Source organism: Pseudacidovorax sp. RU35E, assembly GCF_900156165.1.
Classification (GTDB): Bacteria; Pseudomonadota; Gammaproteobacteria; order Burkholderiales; family Burkholderiaceae_C; genus Xenophilus.
The window spans coordinates 37,811-55,425 of sequence record NZ_FTMY01000018.1; the positions used below are offsets into that span (position 1 = coordinate 37,811).

The following is a 17,615-nucleotide window of genomic DNA, read 5'->3' on the forward strand; positions in this document are numbered from 1 at the left end:
TCTTGCGAACTGCGCCTGCGGTCAACGCGCCGCTGGCGGGGCCGGCAGGCTGGGCGTCTGGGCTTGCTGACCCCGAGTGCGATAGAGCGAATACAGCACGCCGCCCGCGATGAGGCCGAAGGTCACTGCCAGCGAGATGGCCGGCGGGAACTTGCCGATGAAGTTCACCAGGAAGATCTTGGTGCCGATGAACACCAGCACCAGAGCCAGCGCGTACTTGAGGTAATGGAAGCGGTGGATCATCGCGGCCAGCGCGAAGTACAGCGCGCGCAGGCCCAGGATGGCGAAGATGTTGCTGGTGTAGACGATGAACGGATCGGTGGTGATGGCGAAGATGGCGGGCACCGAATCCACGGCGAACACCAGGTCCACGATCTCGATCAGCACCAGGGCCAGCAGCAGCGGCGTCGCGAAGCGGGCCACGCGGCCGGTCTTGGGGTCGACCTCCTTCACCGTGAAGGCATTGCCGCGCAGACCCTCGGTCACCCGCATGCGACCACGCAGGAAGCGCAGCACCGGGTTGCTGGCGATGTCGGGCTCGGCATCGGCCATGCGCCACATCTTGATGCCGGTGAACACCAGGAAGACACCGAAGAAATACAGCACCCAGCTGAAGTTGGTGACCAGGGCCGCACCTGCACCGATGAGCAGCGCCCGCAGCACGATCACGCCCAGGATGCCCCAGAACAACACCCGGTGCTGGTACTGCCGCGGGATGGCGAAGAAGCTGAAGATCAGCGCGATGACGAACACGTTGTCCATCGACAGCGACTTCTCGATCATGAAGCCGGTGAGGTATTCCATGCCGCTCTGCGCACCCAGGCTCCACCAGACCCAGCCGCCAAAGATCAACGCCACGCTGATGTAGCCGCCTGAGAGCAGCAGGCTTTCGCGCACGCCGATCTCGCGGTCGCCCTTGTGCAGCACGCCCAGGTCGAGCGCCAGCAGGGTGACGACGATGGCCATGAACGCCAGCCAGAGGCCGGCCGGCCGGCCGAGGAAGTCGGCCGCAAGGAAGGAGAGCAGGGTTTCCATGTTGTCGATGCTGATGAAGTGGAACTGGCGAAGATGATGCCGGGCCACACACACAAGAAAAACCAGCCGAAGATTGAACAACCCTTCGGTTTTTACGAAACTTGAAGGCATGGCCTCCTACGACTTCAACTACCGGCACCTGCACTACTTCTGGACCGTGGCGCGGGAGGGCGGCTTTTCCAAGGCTGCCGCACGGTTGGGCGTGGCGGTGCAGACGGTGAGCGCCCAGGTGCGTGAGCTGGAGAAGTCGCTGGGCCACCAGTTGCTCAAGCCCGAAGGCAGAAGCGTGGCGCTGACCGAGGCCGGCATGGCCGCCCTGCGCCGCGCCGAGGAGATCTTCCAGTTGGGCCAGGATCTGCCGGAACTGGTACGACAGGCGGCCACCGAGCCGGCCATGCGGCTGGCAGTGGGACTCTCCGATGGCATCTCCAAGCTCGCTGCGCATGCCATCGTCGAGCCGGTGCTGCGCGCCCCCGCGCTACGCCTGATTTGTCATGAAGGCGAACTCGAGCAGTTGCTGGCCGAAGTCGCCATGCACCATCTGGACATGGTGCTGGCCGGCCAGCCCGCACCCTCACGGCCAGCGCTGAGGCTCGCCAGCCGTCGCATTGCCGAGGCACCGGTGGACTGGTGGGGTCCGGCTGCCCTGGTGCGTGCGGCCGCCATGCGTGAGTTTCCGCAGAGCCTGGCCGACCTGCCGGTGCTGTTGCCGACCGCGCATTCCGCCCTGCGGCCGCAGCTGGACCGATGGTTCGACCGGCACGGTCTGCACCCGCGGATCGCGGGCGAATTCGAGGATTCGGCGCTGCTGGCGGTGTTTGCAGCGCGAGGGCTTGGCGTGTTTCCCGTCAGCCGACTAGGCGCGGGCGACCTGGGATTGATGCGCGGCTTGCGTCTGCTCGGCCGCAGTGAGGACCTGCACGAGGAAATCCACCTGATCCGCTCGCGCAGAGGTGAGCACCACCCACTCGTTCAACAGATTGAACGTCAGGCCTTCTAGCCCCGCCGTGTTTTGTGGCGTCGAACGCTGCGCATCGGCTCGAACAATTGCGAGTGCCCACCCGCGCTTGGGGGCCAGCAGCGGCACTGTGACCGTCGCGGCGAGCGCAGCTTCAGCTGGCCAGCGCAGCGCTCATCACCTGCACCAGCGCCAGCTGGTTGCCATCGGGATCGCGCACGAAAGCAATGCGAACGGCCTCCGCATCCTTGCGCTGAATGGGGCGCAGACCGGCATTGCTCATCTGCTCGAGCTGCTCATCCAGGTCATCCACGACCATCGTCACGGCACCGCCGAAGAAGCCGCCTTGCTGCTGTGTCAGTCGCAGGCAACAGCCACCTTCGAAATGCCACTCGGCCCCCTCCGCGCTGCGCCGCGTCGGCGCGCTGCCGGTGAGCAGCGCATACCAGGCGATGGATTGGGAGAGGTCCTTGACGGCGACGCCGGCCAGCAGGTTGGTGATGCGCATGGGTGTGTATGCAGAATGCGCTGCAACTTTGCATCTGCAAAAACGAGCTTGCCGAGAGACGCTGGCGCCGCGAAGCGTAGGAACAACGCCTGCCCGTCACCAGGAATGCCGCCTCGCGAGCACGTTCCTGTTCAACGCTCCCGGCGGAACACGACCAGCAGGTTGTTGGCCGGCATGGACACCCGTTCCACCCCGGCCAGCCCAGCTTTCGCCGCCTCGGCCTGGACGGCCGCCAAGTCACGCAGTCCCCACGCCGGATCGCGGCGACGCAGGTCGGCGTCGAAGGCCGCGTTGCTGGGCGCCAGAGGCTCGCCGTCGACCACATAGGGGCCGTAGAGCACCAGCAGCCCACCCGGCTGCAGCGCCCGGCCCGCGCCGCGCATCAGCCCGGCGGTGCAGTCCCAGGGCGAGATGTGGATCATGTTGGCGCAGTACACGGCGTCCAGGCTCGCAGGCGCAACGGGCCACGCTTCACGCACATCCAGCGCCACCGGCGCCAGCACCTGCGGCATGTTGGCCGTGCGCACCGCGATGGCGGGCAGCAGGGCGGCGTCGGGCTCGGTGGGCAGCCAGCGCCAATCGGGCAGTGCGGCGGCGAAGTGCGCCGCGTGCTGGCCGGTGCCCGCAGCCACCTCCAGCATGTGGCCACGCACCGGCAGCAGACGAAGCAGCTCGGCCAGGATCGGTCCCTTGTTGCGCTCGGCCGCCGGGCTGGTGATCAGGCCCGGCATGGCGTCGCCCTCGCCTGTCTGCGCATCCGCGTCACACGCGCTCGAAGATGGCGGCGATGCCCTGGCCGCCGCCGATGCACATGGTCACCAGCGCATAGCGGCCCTGCACCCGGTGCAGCTCGGCCAGCGCCTTGACGGTGATGATGGCGCCGGTCGCGCCCACCGGATGGCCCAGCGAGATGCCCGAGCCATTGGGATTGACCTTGGCCGGGTCGAAGTCCAGCTCCTTCATCACGGCGCAGGCCTGGGCGGCGAAGGCCTCGTTGGACTCGATGACGTCCAGGTCGCTCACCTTCAGGCCGGTGCGCGCCAGCACCTTGCGCGTGGCCGGCACCGGGCCGATGCCCATGTACGCGGGCTCCACGCCCGCATGGGCATAACCCACCAGGCGCGCCAGCGGCTTGAGCCCCAGCGCCTTGACGCGCTCGCCTTCGGCCAGCACCACCGCGCCGGCGCCGTCGTTGATACCCGAGGCATTGCCGGCGGTGACCGTGCCGCCCTCCTTCTTGAAGGCAGGCTTCATGCCGGCCAGCACCTCGACGGTGGTGGACGCCTTGACGTGCTCGTCGGTGTCGAAGACGACCACGCCCTTGCGGGTCTTGATCTCGACCGGGACGATCTGCTCCTTGAAGCGGCCCGCGGCGATGGCGGCGGCGGCGCGGCGGTGGCTCTCGGCGGCCAGGGCGTCCTGCTGCTCGCGCGTGATGCCGTGGCGCTCGGCCACGTTCTCGGCCGTGATGCCCATGTGGATCTTCTGCCAGGGGTCGTGCAGGATGCCCAACATGTAGTCGACCAGCTGCACGTCGCCCATGCGGGCGCCGTAGCGGGCAGCGGTGTCGAAGTACGGGCCGCGGCTCATCGACTCGGAGCCGGCGCCGATGGCGATGTCGCAGTCGCCCAGGGCGATAGCCTGCGCCGCCGACACGATGGCCTGCAGGCCCGAGCCGCACAGCCGGTTCACGTTGAAGGCCGGCGTCTCGATGGGGCAGCCGGCGTCGATGGCGGCCACGCGGCTGAGGTAGGCGTCCTTGGTGTCGGTGGGAATCACGTTGCCCATCACCACATGGCCGATGGCGTCGGGCGCCACGCCGCTGCGGGTCAGGGCCGCCTTGACGGCGGTGGTGGCGAGCTGGGTGTTGGGCACGTCCTTGAGGGCGCCGCCGAAGGTGCCGATGGCCGTGCGGGCGGTGCTGACGACGTAGATGTCGCGTGGGGTCATGGTGAAGTCCTCGTCGTGAAAGTCGAAAGCGGGCGGCGGATCAGCGGCCCTGGAAGGCGGGCTTGCGCCGGGCGAAGAAGGCGTCGACGCCTTCGCGGAAATCGGCGGTGGCGGCGCAGGCCTGGAAGGCGGCCTCCTCGGCCGCCAACTGTGCCGGAAGATCGCGCTCCACACTGCCGCGCAGGAGACGCCGCAACTGGCCCAGCGCACGGGTGGGGCCGGCGGCCAGCCGCTGCGCCAGCGCCATGGCCTCGGCCGGCAGCGCGTCGGCCTCGACCACGCGGTTGATCAGGCCCATGCGCTCGGCCGCCTCGGCGTCGAGCATGTCGCCCAGCATCGCGATCTCCAGCGCGCGGCGCAGGCCCACCCAGCGGGGCAATGCCCAGGAGGCGCCCACGTCGCAGCTGGCGCCGATGTTGACGTAGGCCAGGTTGAAGCGGGTGCCCTTCGCCGCGAGCACGAAGTCGGCCTGCAGCATGAGGCTCAGGCCCGCGCCGGCCGCCACGCCGTGCACCTGGGCGACGACGGGCACGTCGAGCGTGGCGAGCAGTTGCAGCGCCTCGTGCAGCGGCCCGATCAGCGCGGCGGCGCCGCCCTGCGGGTCGGCCGACAGCACCGCCAGGTCGCCACCCGCCATGAAGCCCTTGCCCTCGCCGCACAGCAGCAGGGCCCGTACGCCCGGATCGGCGGCCAGCCCCCGCACGGCCGCCAGGAAGGCCTGGGCCATGGGCACGTCGATGGCATTGAGCGCCTGGGGCCGGTTGAAGCGGAGGATGGCCACCGCGCCTTCGCGCGAGGCCAGCAGGGGAGATGCGTCGTCGCTCATGCTCGTTTATCTCCGATGAAGGATGCCCGCTGCCGGCGATGGACGGGCGGGCCGCCGGATTCTAGGGACGGCCCCCTGCGGCGCGCGCCCCGGCACCGCGGCGCCGCGCCGGTCGCCGATGCCGGCCACGCGTCACCCATGCCGGAGCGCGGCGGGCGCGCCGCACAATGCGCGCACTTCCACTTTCCCGAAGAGCCAACGCCCATGCTCACCCGTCGTTTCTTCTCCCTCGCGGCCACCGCCCTGGTCGCCGGCCTTACGATGATCTCGGCCGCCCATGCCGGCCCGCGCCTGGACCGCGTGCTGGACACCAAGGTGCTGCGCGTCGGCACGCCCGGCGACTACCGGCCCTTCGCCATCAAGACCGGCGACGGCTACTCGGGCCATGACATCGACCTGGTCGAGCGCATGGCCAAGGAGCTGGGCGTTCGCATCGAATGGGTGCCCACCACCTGGCCCAACCTGCTCAAGGACATGCAGGCCGACAAGTACGACCTGGCCGTAGGCGGCATCACCCGCAATGTCAACCGCATCCGCGTGGTGGCGATGCTCCCGGGCTATGCGCCCTTCGGCAAGGTGGCGCTGGTGCGCGCGGCCGACAAGGCCAGGTTCACCACGCTCGAATCGCTCAACCAGCCCGGCGTGCGCATCATCAAGAACCCCGGCGGCACCAACGAGACCTTCGTGCTGGAGAACCTCAAGGCCGCCCAGGTCAGCACCCACGAGAAGAACGCCGAGATCCCCGCGCTGATCGCCGAGGGCAAGGGCGATGTAATGATCACCGAGACCTACGAGGCGCTGGTCTACGCCAAGGCCGACCCGCGCCTGCATGCCGCCTTCATCGACGCACCGCTGACGCCCCCGAGCAAGCTGGGCTTCATGCTGCCGGCCGACGACACCGACTATCTGCGGGTGATGAACTTCGTCTGGGACCAGTTGGAGACGCGCGGCGCGCTCAAGCAGGCCGCGGACAAGTGGTTGAAATAAGGATCGCCCCCAGGCTTCGCGCTTCGCGCTCCGCCAACCCCCTCGCGGGGGCACATCCGGCGGCCCGGCAAAGCCGGTTCCGCGGATGTCCGCGCATGGCCTGCTCCGCGGCCTTCTGAACGGCCAGCAGCGGGGGTGCCGTCGGCGGCGGCGTCCTGAGTCGCCCGGCGACCCGGGTCAGGCCAGCGCCGCCTCCACCGCCAGCCCGGCCGCTGCCAGCCGCGCATCGTCGCCGCGCACCGAGGCCAGCATCAGCCCCACCGGCAGTTCGCCCGGCGCCTGGCAGGGCAGGCTGAAGGCGCAGCCGTCGAGGAAGTTGATGGCGAAGGTGTTGCGCAGCAGCAGGCCATTCGCCTTGAAGAAAGCCTCGTCGCTGGCCAGCAGCTCAGCGATGGGCGGCGCGGTGATCGGCACCGTAGGACAGACCAGCGCGTCGAAACCCTGCAAGGCCGCCTCCATGCGCGCGATCCAGGTCCGGCGGCCGTCCTGCATGGCGATGTAGTCGGCCGCCCCCACCGACATGCCCAGGTCGATGCGGGCCGCCACGCGGGGGTCGTATTCGGCTCGCCGTGCGCCGATGCGATGGCGGTGCACCGCCGCAGCCTCCACCGGCGAAAAGCCCCCGGGTGCGTTGATGCGGGCGATCTCGGCCAATCCCTCCAGCGGCACTTCGGTCACCAGCGCCCCTGCGGCCGACAGGCGCGACAGCGCACGGTCGAAGGCGCGGGACACGGCCGGCTCGACGCCGTCGAACATGAGCGAGGTCGGCACGGCCAGGCGCAGCCCGGCGACGCTGTCGCGCCGACGCAGGACCAGCGGCGCGTCGGCGATGGCAGCGTCCAAGGCCAGGCAATCCTCGACCGTGCGCGCCATGGCGCAGACGGTATCCAGCGAGCGGGCCAGCTCGAAGGCCCCGTCCCGCGGCGTGCGCGACTGCGTGCTCTTGAACCCCACCAGGCCGCACAGCGCGGCCGGGATGCGGATGGAGCCGCCCGTGTCCGAGCCCAGCGCACCCACCGACAGCCCGAGTGCCACCGACACCGCGGCGCCGCTGGAGGAGCCGCCGGGAATGCGCGCCACCTGCGCATCCGCCGGATTGCGCGGCGTGCCGTAGTGCGGATTGATGCCCACGCCGGAGAAGGCGAACTCGGTCATGTTGGTCTTGCCGACGATGGCGGCGCCCTGGAGCCGCAGCCTCGCCACGGCGGCTGCGTCGTGGGTGGCTGGAGGCTCGCCCTGGCAGGCCACCGAGCCGGCCAGCGTGACCTCGCCCGCCACGTCGTACAGATCCTTGACAGACACCGGCAGCCCGGCCAAAAAGGGCATCGGCACGCCTGCGGCCTGCATGGCATCGGCATGGCGCGCGGCCGCCCGCGCGGCGTCGGGATAGAGGCGGGTGAAGACGTGGCCCGCGGCCGGCGCCGAGGCGCCTTCGAGCACCTGCTCGACCAGCGACGCATGCGTCAGGGCGCCGCCAGCGAGGCGCCGGCGCAGTTCGGGGATGGGAGGAAGCGCGGAGGTCATGCGGGCGTTTCTAGCACGCCCCGGCGGCGGGCCGCGCGCCCGCAAGGATGCTCAGTCGTCGCGGCCGACCGGACGGGCGCTGACGTCGCTCACGTCGGCATTGAAGCCGCGACGGCCGGCAGGCACCAGCTCGCCGCGGGCCCGCGCGGCCATTTCGTCGGCCGCGGTGCGCTCGGGCTTGCGGGCCTCGGCCGCGGCGCGGAAGCGCTCGAAGCCGGCCCGCGGATCGAAGCGGCTGCCGAACACCGCCGCACCCAGGGGCGACACGGGCTTGCCCGTCAGCCGCGCCCACAGGCTCCGAACCATCAGCACGGCCGCCAGCAGCAGGGCTGCGACGGCGAGGCTCGCCGCAAAGACGAGGCCGATGAGCACGAGGACGATTCGGATCAGAAAGTTCATCATGAAAGCTTAGGCGAAGGCGGAAACCTGTGGTTCCCGCATCGATACGAATTGAAAAGAAGCGGCAGGAGACTCGCGTGCGCGCAGGGCGCAGATGCACGAAGGCCTGCGCCTTCAAAGGGCGCAGGCCTCGTGTGGGCGCCAGGCGCTGCGATCAGGCAGCCGCCTCGACACCCTCGCCCGCCTTGGCGAAGTGGAAGGCGCCCGGCTCGCGGATCGGGTCCACGGTGACGCGCACTTCGTCCTTCGGCCCGAAGCGGCCCTCCAGCAGCAGCTTCGACAGCGGGTTCTCGATGCGCTGCTGGATCGCCCGCTTGAGCGGCCGCGCGCCGAACACCGGGTCGAAGCCCACCTTGGCCACTTCGGCCAGCGCTGCCGGCGCCACGTCCAGACCGATCTCGAGCTTGGCCAGGCGCGCCTTGAGCACCTGCAGCTGGATGGCGGCAATGGCCTCGATGTTCTTCGCGTCCAGGCCGTGGAACACCACCGTCTCGTCGATCCGGTTCAGGAACTCGGGACGGAAGTGGTTGCGCAGCTCGTCCCACACCGCGTCCTTCACCTCCTGCTGGTCGCGCCCCCCCATCGCCTGAATGATGGGCGAGCCGATGTTGCTGGTCATCACGATCACCGTGTTCTTGAAGTCCACGGTGCGGCCCTGGCCGTCGGTCAGGCGGCCGTCGTCCAGCACCTGCAGCAGGATGTTGAACACGTCCGGATGCGCCTTCTCCATCTCGTCGAGCAGCACCACGCTGTACGGCTTGCGGCGCACGGCCTCGGTCAGGTAGCCGCCTTCGTCGTAGCCCACGTAGCCGGGCGGCGCGCCGATCAGCCGGCTTACCGAATGCTTCTCCATGAACTCGCTCATGTCGATGCGGATCAGGTGGTCCTCGCTGTCGAACAGGAAGCCCGCCAGTGCCTTGCACAGTTCGGTCTTGCCCACGCCCGTGGGCCCCAGGAAGAGGAAGGAGCCCGTCGGCCGGTTCGGGTCCGACAGGCCCGAGCGCGAACGGCGGATGGCGTTGGCCACGGCGGTGATGGCCTCGTCCTGGCCCACCACGCGCTCGTGCAGCTTGTCTTCCATGCGCAGCAGCTTCTCGCGCTCGCCCTGCATCATCTTGGACACCGGGATGCCGGTGGAACGCGAGACCACCTCGGCGATCTCTTCCGCGCCCACCTCAGTGCGCAGCAGGCGGTTGCCGCTGCCCTTGCCGTCGGCGCCGGCTTCTTTGGCCTGCGCTTCCTTGAGGCGCTTCTCAAGCTCGGGCAGGCGGCCGTACTGGATCTCGGCGACCTTGTTGAAGTCACCCTTGCGAGTCGACTCCTCGATCTGGAAGCGCAGCTTGTCGATCTCTTCCTTGATCTGGGCCGAGCCCTGGGCCGCGGCCTTCTCGGACTTCCAGATTTCCTCCAGGTCGGAGTACTCCTTCTGCACTTTGGCCACTTCCTGGTCGAGCAGTTCGAGGCGGCGCATGGAGGCCTCGTCGGTCTCCTTCTTCATGGCCTCGCGCTCGATCTTGAGCTGGATCAGGCGCCGGTCGAGGCGGTCCATCTGCTCGGGCTTGGAGTCGATCTCGATCTTGATCTTGGCCGCGGCCTCGTCGATCAGGTCGATGGCCTTGTCGGGCAGGAAGCGGTCGGTGATGTAGCGGTTGGCCAGCTCGGCCGCCGCGACGATGGCCGCGTCGGTGATCTCCACGCCGTGGTGCACCTCGTACTTCTCCTGCAGGCCGCGCAGGATGGCGATGGTGTCCTCCACGCTGGGCTCGCCCACCAGGATCTTCTGGAAGCGGCGCTCCAGCGCGGCATCCTTCTCGATGTACTTGCGGTACTCGTCCAGCGTGGTGGCACCGATGCAGTGCAGCTCGCCGCGCGCGAGGGCAGGCTTGAGCATGTTGCCGGCGTCCATGGCGCCCTCGGCCTTGCCGGCGCCGACCATGGTGTGGATCTCGTCGATGAAGACGATGACCTGGCCTTCTTCCTTGGCCAGCTCGTTGAGCACGTTCTTGAGCCGCTCCTCGAACTCGCCGCGGAACTTGGCACCGGCCAGCAGTGCCGCCAGGTCGAGCGACAGGACGCGCTTGCCCTTGAGCGAGTCCGGCACCTCGCCGGCCACGATGCGCTGGGCCAGGCCTTCGACGATGGCCGTCTTGCCCACGCCGGGCTCGCCGATCAGCACGGGATTGTTCTTGCTGCGGCGCTGCAACACCTGGATGGCGCGGCGGATCTCCTCGTCGCGGCCGATCACCGGGTCGAGCTTGCCGATGCGCGCGCGCTCGGTGAGGTCGAGCGTGTACTTCTTGAGGGCCTCGCGCTGGCCTTCGGCGTCGGCGCTGTTGACCGACTGGCCGCCGCGCACGGCATCGATGGCCGCTTCGAGCGACTTGCGCGTCAGGCCGTTCTGGCGGGCGATGTCGCCCACGTTGCCCTTGGCGTCGGCCACGGCCAGCAGGTAGAGCTCGCTGGCGATGAACTGGTCATTGCGTTTGATGGCCTCCTTTTCGGTGGCCTGCAGCAGGCGACCGAGTTCGGGGCCGACCTGCACGCCGTCGCCGCCCTGCACCTGCGGCAGGTTCTTGACGGCCTGCTCGGCCGCCTGGCTCAGGCCCGACACGTTGACGCCGGCGCGTTCCAGCAGCGGGCGCGGGCCGTCGCTCTGGCGCAGCATGGCCAGCAGCAGGTGGGCGGGTTCGATGTAGGCGTTGTCATTGCCCAGGGCGAGCGATTGGGCGTCGACCAGGGCTTCCTGGAACTTGGTGGTGAGTTTGTCTTGGCGCATGGTGGTGAAAAACCTCCGGGTTGACGGGGAGATTGGGCTGCGGCGGAGCGATTCAAGACCTAGGCGGGCACATCTCTTGCGTTGGCTCAAACCTCTCGCATGATCCATTGGTGAAACCATGGATCATTCCTTCAACAAACGCGTGATTCCCCTCGCCCCGTTGCGGGTACGCTCGCTTTTTTCCTCGGAGTTCTGCCCCATGTCCTTGCCTTCTGTCTTTCGTCCGGGCCTGATGCGCCGCACCTTCGCATTGGGCGCGCTGCTGGTCGCCGCCGGCCTCGCCCAGGCCCAGTCGACCGGCCCGATCCGCCTGCTGGTCGGCTTTCCGGCTGGCGCCGGCACCGACGCGCTGGCCCGCACCATCGCCGACAAGCTCAAGGACGAACTGGGCGCGCCGGTGGTGGTGGAGAACCGGGCCGGCGCGGGCGGGCAGATCGCCGCGCAGTACCTGAAGACCGCACCGGCCGACGGCCACGTCTTCTTCGTCTCGCACGACCACACGATCTCGATCCTGCCGGCCGTGACCAAGAACCCCGGCTTCAACCCCGCCACCGACTTCACGCCGGTGGCCGGCATCGCCACCTTCTCCAACGTGCTGGCCGTCTCAGGCGGCACGCCCGCCAAGACGATCCAGGAATACGTCCAGTGGGTGAAGACCAAGAAGGACGGCAAGGACTCCATCGGCGTGCCCGCGCCGGGCTCGATCCCGGTCTTCCTGACGCAGCTGATCGGCAAGAAGTACGGCATCGACGTGCAGGCCGCGCCCTACCGCGGCGGCGCGCCCCTGCTGGCCGACATGATGGGCAACCAGATCGCCGCCGGCATCGCGGGCGTGCCCGACCTGATGGAACTGCAGCGCACCGGCAAGGTCCGCGTGGTGGCCGCCATCGGCGCCAAGCGCGACCCGCTGCTGCCCCAGGTGCCCACCTTCACCGAGCTGGGCTTCGACAACCTCGACGACTATCCCTGGTACGGCGTCTTCGCCCCCGTGGGCACGCCCCAGCCCGTCATCGACAAGTTCAGCGCGGCGCTGCAGAAGGTGCTGGCCCAGCCCGAGACCAAGAAGAAGCTGGTCGACATGGGCCTGCATGTGAACTATGAGCCGCAGGGCCAGTTCGCCGGGCGCGTGCGCAGCTACACCCAGACCTGGGAACGCATCATCAAGGACAGCGGCTTCCAGCCGCAATGAGCGCACGGGGCCCGCGGGGCCGCGTGCCCACGGGCCCGGGCCGCGTGCCCGGCGTCGATCAGCCCCTCGGCCGCGCGCCGCGGGGCTTTTTCATTGCGTGCGGCGGTCCGTCGCAGCAATGCCCGCTCATGCGTTGGTCAGCTGCAATCCCCAGCGCGCGAGCGCGGCGTCGTCGCTCACCCGCGCGTCGACCCAGCGGGCACCGTCGGGCGTGGATTCCTTCTTCCAGAACGGGGCCTGCGTCTTGAGGTAGTCCATCAGGAATTCGCAGGCCTGGAAGCTCTGGCCGCGGTGGGCCGAGACCACCGCCACCATCATGATCTGCTCCTCGGCCTGCAAGGGCCCGACGCGGTGCACAACGCGCGCCCCAAGGATGTCGAAGCGGCGATGCGCCTCGTCGATCATGGCCTCGATGGCGGTCTCGGTCATGCCGGGATAGTGCTCGAGTTCCATGGCGGCCACGGCGGAACCCGCGTTGTGGTCGCGCACCGTACCGACGAAGGCACAGACGGCACCGACGCCGGCATTGCCCGCACGCAGTTGGGCCACCTGGGCAGAAAGGTCGAAGTCCTCGGTCTGGATGCGAACGCGTGGGGCAGCTTTCATTTGTGCATTCTGCCGTCACCGGTGGCGGCGTCGCCGCCTGGTGCAGCCACGTCCAGGCGGATGGCGCAGGCTCGCCTAAACTCGCGCCCCATGGCCTCCCACCCCCTGCATACCGTCTTCGCCTGGCATCGCGTCCAGGCTGCCGGTGTTGCGGTTGCGGTCACGGCCAAAACCAAAAAAGCCCAGCTCATCTGACCGGAGCTGCGGCTGCCGTCGTCGGATGAGCGACACGGCAGCCTCTGGGCGGCAGCAGCCGCCCTGGTCTCTCCCTGTTGCACGCCTGCGCCGACGGCCTGTCCTCGGTCGAACCCTGCTGTTCAAGGAAAACGCGTGTCTTCTTCCTCTTCCCTCTCTTCGCCCACCCCGGTTCGGGCGCACACCCCCTCGTTGCAAAGTGCCTCGACGAGCGCCCCAGCCACGCCGGACCTCTCGGGCCTCTGGGTGCCACTGGTCACGCCATTCCGCGAGGGCGCCGTAGACCATGCGGCGTTGGGCGCCCTCGTACGCCGGCTGGCGGCCGAACCCATCGCCGGCTTCGTGGTCTGCGGCTCGACCGGCGAGGCGGCGGCCCTGAGCGATGCAGAGCAAGGGGCGGTGCTGGCGACGGTTGCCCGCGCCGCACCCGGACTGCGGCGCGTGCTCGGTGTCTGCGGCCACCACCTGGCCGACACGGCGTCACGGCTGCATAGCCTGCGGGGTGCGGACCTCGCCGGCGTGCTGCTGCCCGCACCGCTGTACATCCGGCCTTCGCAGGCTGGCCTGGTCGACTGGTTCCTGCAGCTGGCCGATGCCAGCCCCCTGCCGGTCATCGTCTATGACATCCCATACCGCACGGGCAGCACCTTGTCCCGTGACAGCCTGCTGGCCTTGGCCGCGCATCCGCGGATCGTGGGGATCAAGGACTGCGGTGGCGATTTCGGCAAGACCCGCGCGCTGATCGCCGACGGCAGGCTGCAGGTGCTGGCCGGCGAGGACGCCCAGATCTTTCCGACAGTGGCCGAAGGCGGATGTGGCGCCATCGCGGCCTGCGCCCATGTGCAGACCACCCGGCTGGCCGGGGTCATCGCGCTGCTGCGCGAGGGACGGCTGCCGGAGGCCCGCGCTTTGTGGCAGCCGCTGCTGCCGCTGATCGAGGGCCTTTTCGAGGAGCCCAATCCGGCGCCGGTCAAGGCGCTTCTTAGCGCCCGGGGCGAAATGGCTGACGAGTTGCGCACGCCAATGACCACCGCGGGTGTGGCGTTGAAGGCCAGGCTGCTAGCGCTGGACCAAGCGCTGTCTGCGTGCCCTGGCGCCTGAGCGGCACCGCCCGGGCCGTGCGCATGGAGCGCTGCGGCCCGGTTCGGCGCTCAGCCGCCGGTGACGGGCGGAAAGAACGCGACCTCGGCGCCGTCGTGCAATGCCGCGTCTTCCTTCGCCATCACCTGATCTAGGGCCAGGCGCACGGCGCGTCCACGGGCCAGGGCGGAAGTATGCGGCTCGCCGCGCCCGATCAATTCGTCACGCAGGGCCCCCAGCGTCTCGGCCCGCGTCGTGACGGTCTCTTCGGCGGTGCCCAGCGCCTCGCGGATCGACGCGAAATAGCGCACGCGGACGGACTTCGTCATGCCAGCCACGCCGAGAAGGGAATGAAGCGCACCGTGTCGCCGACTGCGATGGCTTGGCCGCCGGGGTTGTCGATCACCCCGTCGCCCCAGACGGTCGACGTGAGCACGCCCGAGCTCTGGTTGGAGAAGAGCGCGAGACGGCCGTCGGCCCCGATGCGTGCGCGCAGGAACTCGCGCCGCCGGTCGGGGCGTGGCCAGTCGAAGCCCGCCGTCATCTGCACCGCGTCCGGCACGGCCTGGGTGGTGCCCAGCAGCCCCATCAGGAAGGGCCGCACCAGCAGCAGGAAAGTCATGAAACTGGACACCGGGTTGCCCGGCAGCCCGCAGACATGGCACAGCTCGCGACCGCCTTCTTCGAGCGCCGGCCGCGCGATGGTGCCGTACGCGAACGGCTTGCCCGGCTTGATGGCCAGCGCCCAGTGCTCCAGCGTGCCGAGCGACTGCACGGCGGCCTTCACATGGTCTTCCTCGCCCACCGACACGCCGCCGGTGGTGATGATCAGGTCGTTCTGCGAGGCGGCGGCGCGCAGGCCGTCGATGGTGGCCTCCAGCCGGTCGGGCACCAGCCCGAGGTCCTGCACCTCGCAGCCCATGCGCAGCAGCAGCGCGCGCAGGAAGAAGCGGTTGGAATTGTAGATGGCGCCGGGCGGCATGGCCTCGGGCGCGATGGTGCCGGGCATGACCAGCTCGTCGCCGGTGGAAAGCATCGCCACGCGCGGCCGGCGGCGCACCGGCAGGCTGGCGAAGCCGATGCTGGCGGCCAGGCCCAGCGCCTGGGGCGTGAGACGCTGGCCGGCGGCGAGCACCACGCTGCCGCGCTCGACGTCCTCGCCAGCGCGGCGGATCCATTGGCCGGCCTGCGGCAGGTTCGTCACACGGACCCGGCCCAGGCTGCCCTCTTCGGGCAGTGCCTCGGTGTCTTCCTGCATGACCACGGCATCGGCACCGGGCGGGATGGGCGCGCCGGTGAAGATGCGCGCCGCCGTGCCGGCCGCCAGCGGCTCGCCCGTGCTGCCGGCCGGGATGCGCTGCGCCACGCGCAGCACCGTGCCCGGCGCGGCGCAGTCGGCGGTGCGCACCGCATAGCCGTCCATGGCGCTGTTGTCCGCCGGCGGCACGGTGAGCGCCGCGACGAGGTCACGCGCCAGCACGCGGCCATCGGCGTCGAAGGTGTTGCAGTCCTCGATGCCCGCCAGCGGCTGCGCCTGGGCCATCAGCCGGGCCAGGGCGTCGTCCAGGGGCATCAGCGGGCGGCGCGCAGCTGGCGCCGGGGCAGCGGTTGCGTCAGACATGGTGCTCGGGGTGGTAGACGAAGCGTTCGCCGCTCTGCAGCAGCCACTGCGCCACGCCCGCGGCATCGTCCAGGTCGAAGACCGGCAGGCCGGTGGGCTGGGGCAGGTTCTCGGTCGTGTCGGTGGCGATGGCGCAGACGGAATCGTCCAGCGGATACAGCGCCGGACGCGGTTCCTGGCCCGGCTCGATACGGCGCATGACCTCGACCTTGTGCAGGTCGCAGTGCTTGAAGCCCTCGACCAGTACCCAGTCCACGCCGTCCCACAGTTCGGCCAGCAGGTGGTGCACGTCGGGCTCGGTCGGCTGCTCGAATTCGCGCATCAGCGCCATGCGCCGGTCGGAGGCGACCACCACCTCGAAGGCGCCCGCCTGGCGATGGCGCCAGCTGTCCTTGCCGGGATGGTCGATGTCGAATTTGTGGTGGGCATGCTTGATGACCGACACGCGCTGGCCCTGGCCGCGCAACTCGGCGATCACCCGCTCGACCAGGGTGGTCTTGCCCGCCCCGGAGTAGCCGGCAAAGACCACGACCTTCATGCGGCGCAGTGCTCGGCGATGTAGCGCTTGACCTGCTCGGCGTCGGCCGGCATGCGCACCACGCGCTTGGGCAGCGACTCGATGCCCTCGAACCTGGCCGGCCGGTCGGGCTCGCGGCCCAGGGCTTCCACGATGGTGGCGGCGAACTTGATGGGCAGCGCCGTTTCCAGCACGACCATCGGCACGCCGGGCTCGACGTGTTCGCGCGCCACCTTCAGCCCATCGGCCGTGTGGGTGTCGATGAGCACGGCAAAGCGCTCGTCGGTGTCGCGGATGGTGGCCAGGCGGTCGGCATGCGTGCTGCGGCCGGAGCGGAAGCCGAAGCGGCCCGCCGCATCGGCGAAGACCGGGTCGGCGCTCAGGTCGAAGCGGCCCTCGCGCGCCAGCGCGTCCTGGAACAGCGCCTTGGTACGCCCGCCGTCGCGGCCCAGCAGGTCGAACACGAAGCGCTCGAAGTTGCTGGCCTTGCTGATGTCCATGGACGGGCTGGAGGTCTCGTGCGTGTCGACCGCGCCGCGAACGCGGTAGACGCCGGTGCGGAAGAACTCGTCGAGCACGTCGTTCTCGTTGGTGGCGACCACCAGCTTGCGGATCGGCAGGCCCATCATGCGCGCCACATGGCCAGCGCAGACGTTGCCGAAGTTGCCCGAGGGCACGGTGAAGCTCACTTCGCCGCCGTGCGGACCCGTGGCCTCGATCCAGCCCTTGAAGTAGTAGACGACCTGGGCCAACAGACGCGCCCAGTTGATCGAGTTGACCGTGCCGATGCGGTACTGGCGCTTGAAGGCTAGGTCGTTGCTCACCGCCTTGACGATGTCCTGGCAGTCGTCGAACACGCCGGTGACGGCGATGTTGTGGATGTTGGCGTCCTGCAGACTGAACATCTGCGCCTGCTGGAAGGGACTCATCCGGCCGTCGGGCGAGGTCATGAAGACGCGCACGCCCTTCTTGCCCTTCATCGCGTATTCGGCGGCGCTGCCGGTGTCGCCGCTGGTGGCGCCCAGGATGTTGAGTTGCTCGCCGCGGCGACCCAGTTCGTACTCGAACAGGTTGCCCAGTAGCTGCATCGCCATGTCCTTGAAGGCGAGCGTCGGGCCGTTGGACAGACCTTCGAGGTAGACGCCGTCCTCCAGCTCGCGCAGCGGCGTGATGTCGGCCGTACCGAAGACCTCTTCGGTGTACGTCTTCGCGCACAGGGCGCGCAGGTCGTCGGCCGGGATGTCGTCGATGTAGAGCGACAGGATCTCGAAGGCCAGCTCGTGGTAGGCCAGCGTGCGCCAGCGCGCGAGCATGGCGGCATCAACCTGCGGATAGCGCTCGGGCAGGTACAGGCCGCCATCAGGGGCCAGGCCTTCGAGCAGGATCTCGCAGAACTTGCGGGGCGTCGGGTCCCCACGGGTGGAAAGGTAGTTCATCGCGGCGT

The 17,615-nt window shown here is 69.3% G+C and carries 17 protein-coding genes; 4 read left to right on the forward strand and 13 right to left on the reverse strand.

Annotated elements, in window-relative coordinates; genetic code table 11:
- Positions 1-21 precede the first annotated feature (21 nt).
- Complete coding sequence (locus BXA03_RS24615) at positions 22-1,035, reverse strand: TerC family protein (protein ID WP_076511888.1); 1,014 nt, start codon at positions 1,033-1,035, stop codon at positions 22-24.
- 109 nt (positions 1,036-1,144) lie between these two features.
- Between BXA03_RS24615 and BXA03_RS24620 the strand changes: the two genes are divergently transcribed.
- Positions 1,145-2,035: a LysR family transcriptional regulator gene (locus BXA03_RS24620; protein WP_076511815.1), complete on the forward strand. Its 891-nt coding sequence runs from the start codon at positions 1,145-1,147 to the stop codon at positions 2,033-2,035.
- A gap of 112 nt (positions 2,036-2,147) precedes the next feature.
- Here the strand turns inward: BXA03_RS24620 and BXA03_RS24625 are convergent, their stop codons facing one another.
- From BXA03_RS24625 to BXA03_RS24640, 4 genes are all read right to left on the reverse strand, one after another.
- A complete protein-coding gene (locus BXA03_RS24625; RefSeq protein ID WP_076511816.1) occupies positions 2,148-2,501 on the reverse strand; it encodes a VOC family protein in 354 nt (117 codons plus the stop codon).
- Between the two features lie 131 nt (positions 2,502-2,632).
- Positions 2,633-3,232 (reverse strand): DUF938 domain-containing protein, encoded by a 600-nt coding sequence (locus tag BXA03_RS24630; protein WP_076511817.1) that lies wholly within the window; start codon positions 3,230-3,232, stop codon positions 2,633-2,635.
- Between the two features lie 31 nt (positions 3,233-3,263).
- On the reverse strand, positions 3,264-4,451 hold the full coding sequence (locus tag BXA03_RS24635) for an acetyl-CoA C-acyltransferase family protein (RefSeq protein ID WP_076511818.1): 1,188 nt from the start codon (positions 4,449-4,451) through the stop codon (positions 3,264-3,266).
- Positions 4,452-4,491: 40 nt separating this feature from the next.
- Positions 4,492-5,277, reverse strand: a complete 786-nt coding sequence (locus tag BXA03_RS24640) for an enoyl-CoA hydratase/isomerase family protein (RefSeq protein WP_076511819.1) — start codon at positions 5,275-5,277, stop codon at positions 4,492-4,494.
- 204 nt (positions 5,278-5,481) lie between these two features.
- Between BXA03_RS24640 and BXA03_RS24645 the strand changes: the two genes are divergently transcribed.
- Positions 5,482-6,264, forward strand: coding sequence for a transporter substrate-binding domain-containing protein (locus tag BXA03_RS24645; RefSeq protein ID WP_076511820.1), 783 nt, complete (start codon positions 5,482-5,484; stop codon positions 6,262-6,264).
- Positions 6,265-6,441: 177 nt separating this feature from the next.
- Here BXA03_RS24645 and BXA03_RS24650 read toward each other — a convergent pair whose 3' ends face one another.
- From BXA03_RS24650 to clpB, 3 genes are all read right to left on the reverse strand, one after another.
- Positions 6,442-7,788 carry an amidase gene (locus BXA03_RS24650; protein WP_076511821.1) on the reverse strand — a complete coding sequence of 449 codons (1,347 nt, stop codon included), beginning with the start codon at positions 7,786-7,788 and terminating at the stop codon, positions 6,442-6,444.
- Positions 7,789-7,839: 51 nt separating this feature from the next.
- Positions 7,840-8,187: a hypothetical protein gene (locus BXA03_RS24655; protein ID WP_234197022.1), complete on the reverse strand. Its 348-nt coding sequence runs from the start codon at positions 8,185-8,187 to the stop codon at positions 7,840-7,842.
- Between the two features lie 154 nt (positions 8,188-8,341).
- A complete protein-coding gene (gene clpB / locus BXA03_RS24660) occupies positions 8,342-10,963 on the reverse strand; it encodes an ATP-dependent chaperone ClpB (protein ID WP_076511823.1) in 2,622 nt (873 codons plus the stop codon).
- Positions 10,964-11,195: 232 nt separating this feature from the next.
- On the opposite strand from clpB, the gene BXA03_RS24665 reads away from it, so the two are divergent.
- Complete coding sequence (locus BXA03_RS24665; protein ID WP_076511824.1) at positions 11,196-12,152, forward strand: Bug family tripartite tricarboxylate transporter substrate binding protein; 957 nt, start codon at positions 11,196-11,198, stop codon at positions 12,150-12,152.
- Positions 12,153-12,278: 126 nt separating this feature from the next.
- On the opposite strand, the gene BXA03_RS24670 is transcribed toward BXA03_RS24665, so the two are convergent.
- The gene (locus BXA03_RS24670; protein ID WP_076511825.1) at positions 12,279-12,758 is read right to left on the reverse strand and encodes a molybdenum cofactor biosynthesis protein MoaE; all 480 of its coding nucleotides are present in this window, start codon (positions 12,756-12,758) and stop codon (positions 12,279-12,281) included.
- Positions 12,759-13,145: 387 nt separating this feature from the next.
- Here BXA03_RS24670 and BXA03_RS24675 point away from each other — a divergent pair, with 387 nt between their 5' ends.
- Positions 13,146-14,054 (forward strand): 4-hydroxy-tetrahydrodipicolinate synthase family protein, encoded by a 909-nt coding sequence (locus tag BXA03_RS24675; protein ID WP_076511826.1) that lies wholly within the window; start codon positions 13,146-13,148, stop codon positions 14,052-14,054.
- A 50-nt stretch (positions 14,055-14,104) separates the two neighbouring features.
- Here BXA03_RS24675 and moaD read toward each other — a convergent pair whose 3' ends face one another.
- Genes moaD through thrC form a run of 4 tightly spaced genes read right to left on the reverse strand, consistent with a single transcriptional unit; the run spans position 14,105 to position 17,607 of the window.
- Positions 14,105-14,362 carry a molybdopterin converting factor subunit 1 gene (gene moaD, locus BXA03_RS24680; protein ID WP_076511827.1) on the reverse strand — a complete coding sequence of 86 codons (258 nt, stop codon included), beginning with the start codon at positions 14,360-14,362 and terminating at the stop codon, positions 14,105-14,107.
- Positions 14,359-15,654 carry a molybdopterin molybdotransferase MoeA gene (gene glp, locus BXA03_RS24685; RefSeq protein ID WP_076511828.1) on the reverse strand — a complete coding sequence of 432 codons (1,296 nt, stop codon included), beginning with the start codon at positions 15,652-15,654 and terminating at the stop codon, positions 14,359-14,361. Before glp ends, moaD begins: the two co-directional genes overlap by 4 nt.
- Positions 15,647-16,192, reverse strand: coding sequence for a molybdopterin-guanine dinucleotide biosynthesis protein B (gene mobB / locus BXA03_RS24690; RefSeq protein WP_076511829.1), 546 nt, complete (start codon positions 16,190-16,192; stop codon positions 15,647-15,649). The genes glp and mobB overlap by 8 nt, the downstream gene beginning before the upstream one ends.
- Positions 16,189-17,607 (reverse strand): threonine synthase, encoded by a 1,419-nt coding sequence (thrC, locus tag BXA03_RS24695; protein ID WP_076511830.1) that lies wholly within the window; start codon positions 17,605-17,607, stop codon positions 16,189-16,191. Before thrC ends, mobB begins: the two co-directional genes overlap by 4 nt.
- Positions 17,608-17,615 lie beyond the last annotated feature (8 nt).

What these genes read in the sequence shown, in the direction of transcription:
- BXA03_RS24615 (WP_076511888.1), bottom strand. Translation starts at nt 1,035, where the DNA reads ATGGAAACCCTGCTCTCCTTCCTTGCGGCCGACTTCCTCGGCCGGCCG.
- BXA03_RS24645 (WP_076511820.1), top strand. Translation starts at nt 5,482, where the DNA reads ATGCTCACCCGTCGTTTCTTCTCCCTCGCGGCCACCGCCCTGGTCGCC.
- moaD (WP_076511827.1), bottom strand. Translation starts at nt 14,362, where the DNA reads ATGACGAAGTCCGTCCGCGTGCGCTATTTCGCGTCGATCCGCGAGGCG.
- BXA03_RS24630 (WP_076511817.1), bottom strand. Translation starts at nt 3,232, where the DNA reads ATGCCGGGCCTGATCACCAGCCCGGCGGCCGAGCGCAACAAGGGACCG.
- BXA03_RS24635 (WP_076511818.1), bottom strand. Translation starts at nt 4,451, where the DNA reads ATGACCCCACGCGACATCTACGTCGTCAGCACCGCCCGCACGGCCATC.
- glp (WP_076511828.1), bottom strand. Translation starts at nt 15,654, where the DNA reads ATGTCTGACGCAACCGCTGCCCCGGCGCCAGCTGCGCGCCGCCCGCTG.
- thrC (WP_076511830.1), bottom strand. Translation starts at nt 17,607, where the DNA reads ATGAACTACCTTTCCACCCGTGGGGACCCGACGCCCCGCAAGTTCTGC.
- BXA03_RS24625 (WP_076511816.1), bottom strand. Translation starts at nt 2,501, where the DNA reads ATGCGCATCACCAACCTGCTGGCCGGCGTCGCCGTCAAGGACCTCTCC.
- BXA03_RS24665 (WP_076511824.1), top strand. Translation starts at nt 11,196, where the DNA reads ATGCGCCGCACCTTCGCATTGGGCGCGCTGCTGGTCGCCGCCGGCCTC.
- mobB (WP_076511829.1), bottom strand. Translation starts at nt 16,192, where the DNA reads ATGAAGGTCGTGGTCTTTGCCGGCTACTCCGGGGCGGGCAAGACCACC.
- clpB (WP_076511823.1), bottom strand. Translation starts at nt 10,963, where the DNA reads ATGCGCCAAGACAAACTCACCACCAAGTTCCAGGAAGCCCTGGTCGAC.
- BXA03_RS24640 (WP_076511819.1), bottom strand. Translation starts at nt 5,277, where the DNA reads ATGAGCGACGACGCATCTCCCCTGCTGGCCTCGCGCGAAGGCGCGGTG.
- BXA03_RS24620 (WP_076511815.1), top strand. Translation starts at nt 1,145, where the DNA reads ATGGCCTCCTACGACTTCAACTACCGGCACCTGCACTACTTCTGGACC.
- BXA03_RS24650 (WP_076511821.1), bottom strand. Translation starts at nt 7,788, where the DNA reads ATGACCTCCGCGCTTCCTCCCATCCCCGAACTGCGCCGGCGCCTCGCT.
- BXA03_RS24670 (WP_076511825.1), bottom strand. Translation starts at nt 12,758, where the DNA reads ATGAAAGCTGCCCCACGCGTTCGCATCCAGACCGAGGACTTCGACCTT.
- BXA03_RS24655 (WP_234197022.1), bottom strand. Translation starts at nt 8,187, where the DNA reads ATGAACTTTCTGATCCGAATCGTCCTCGTGCTCATCGGCCTCGTCTTT.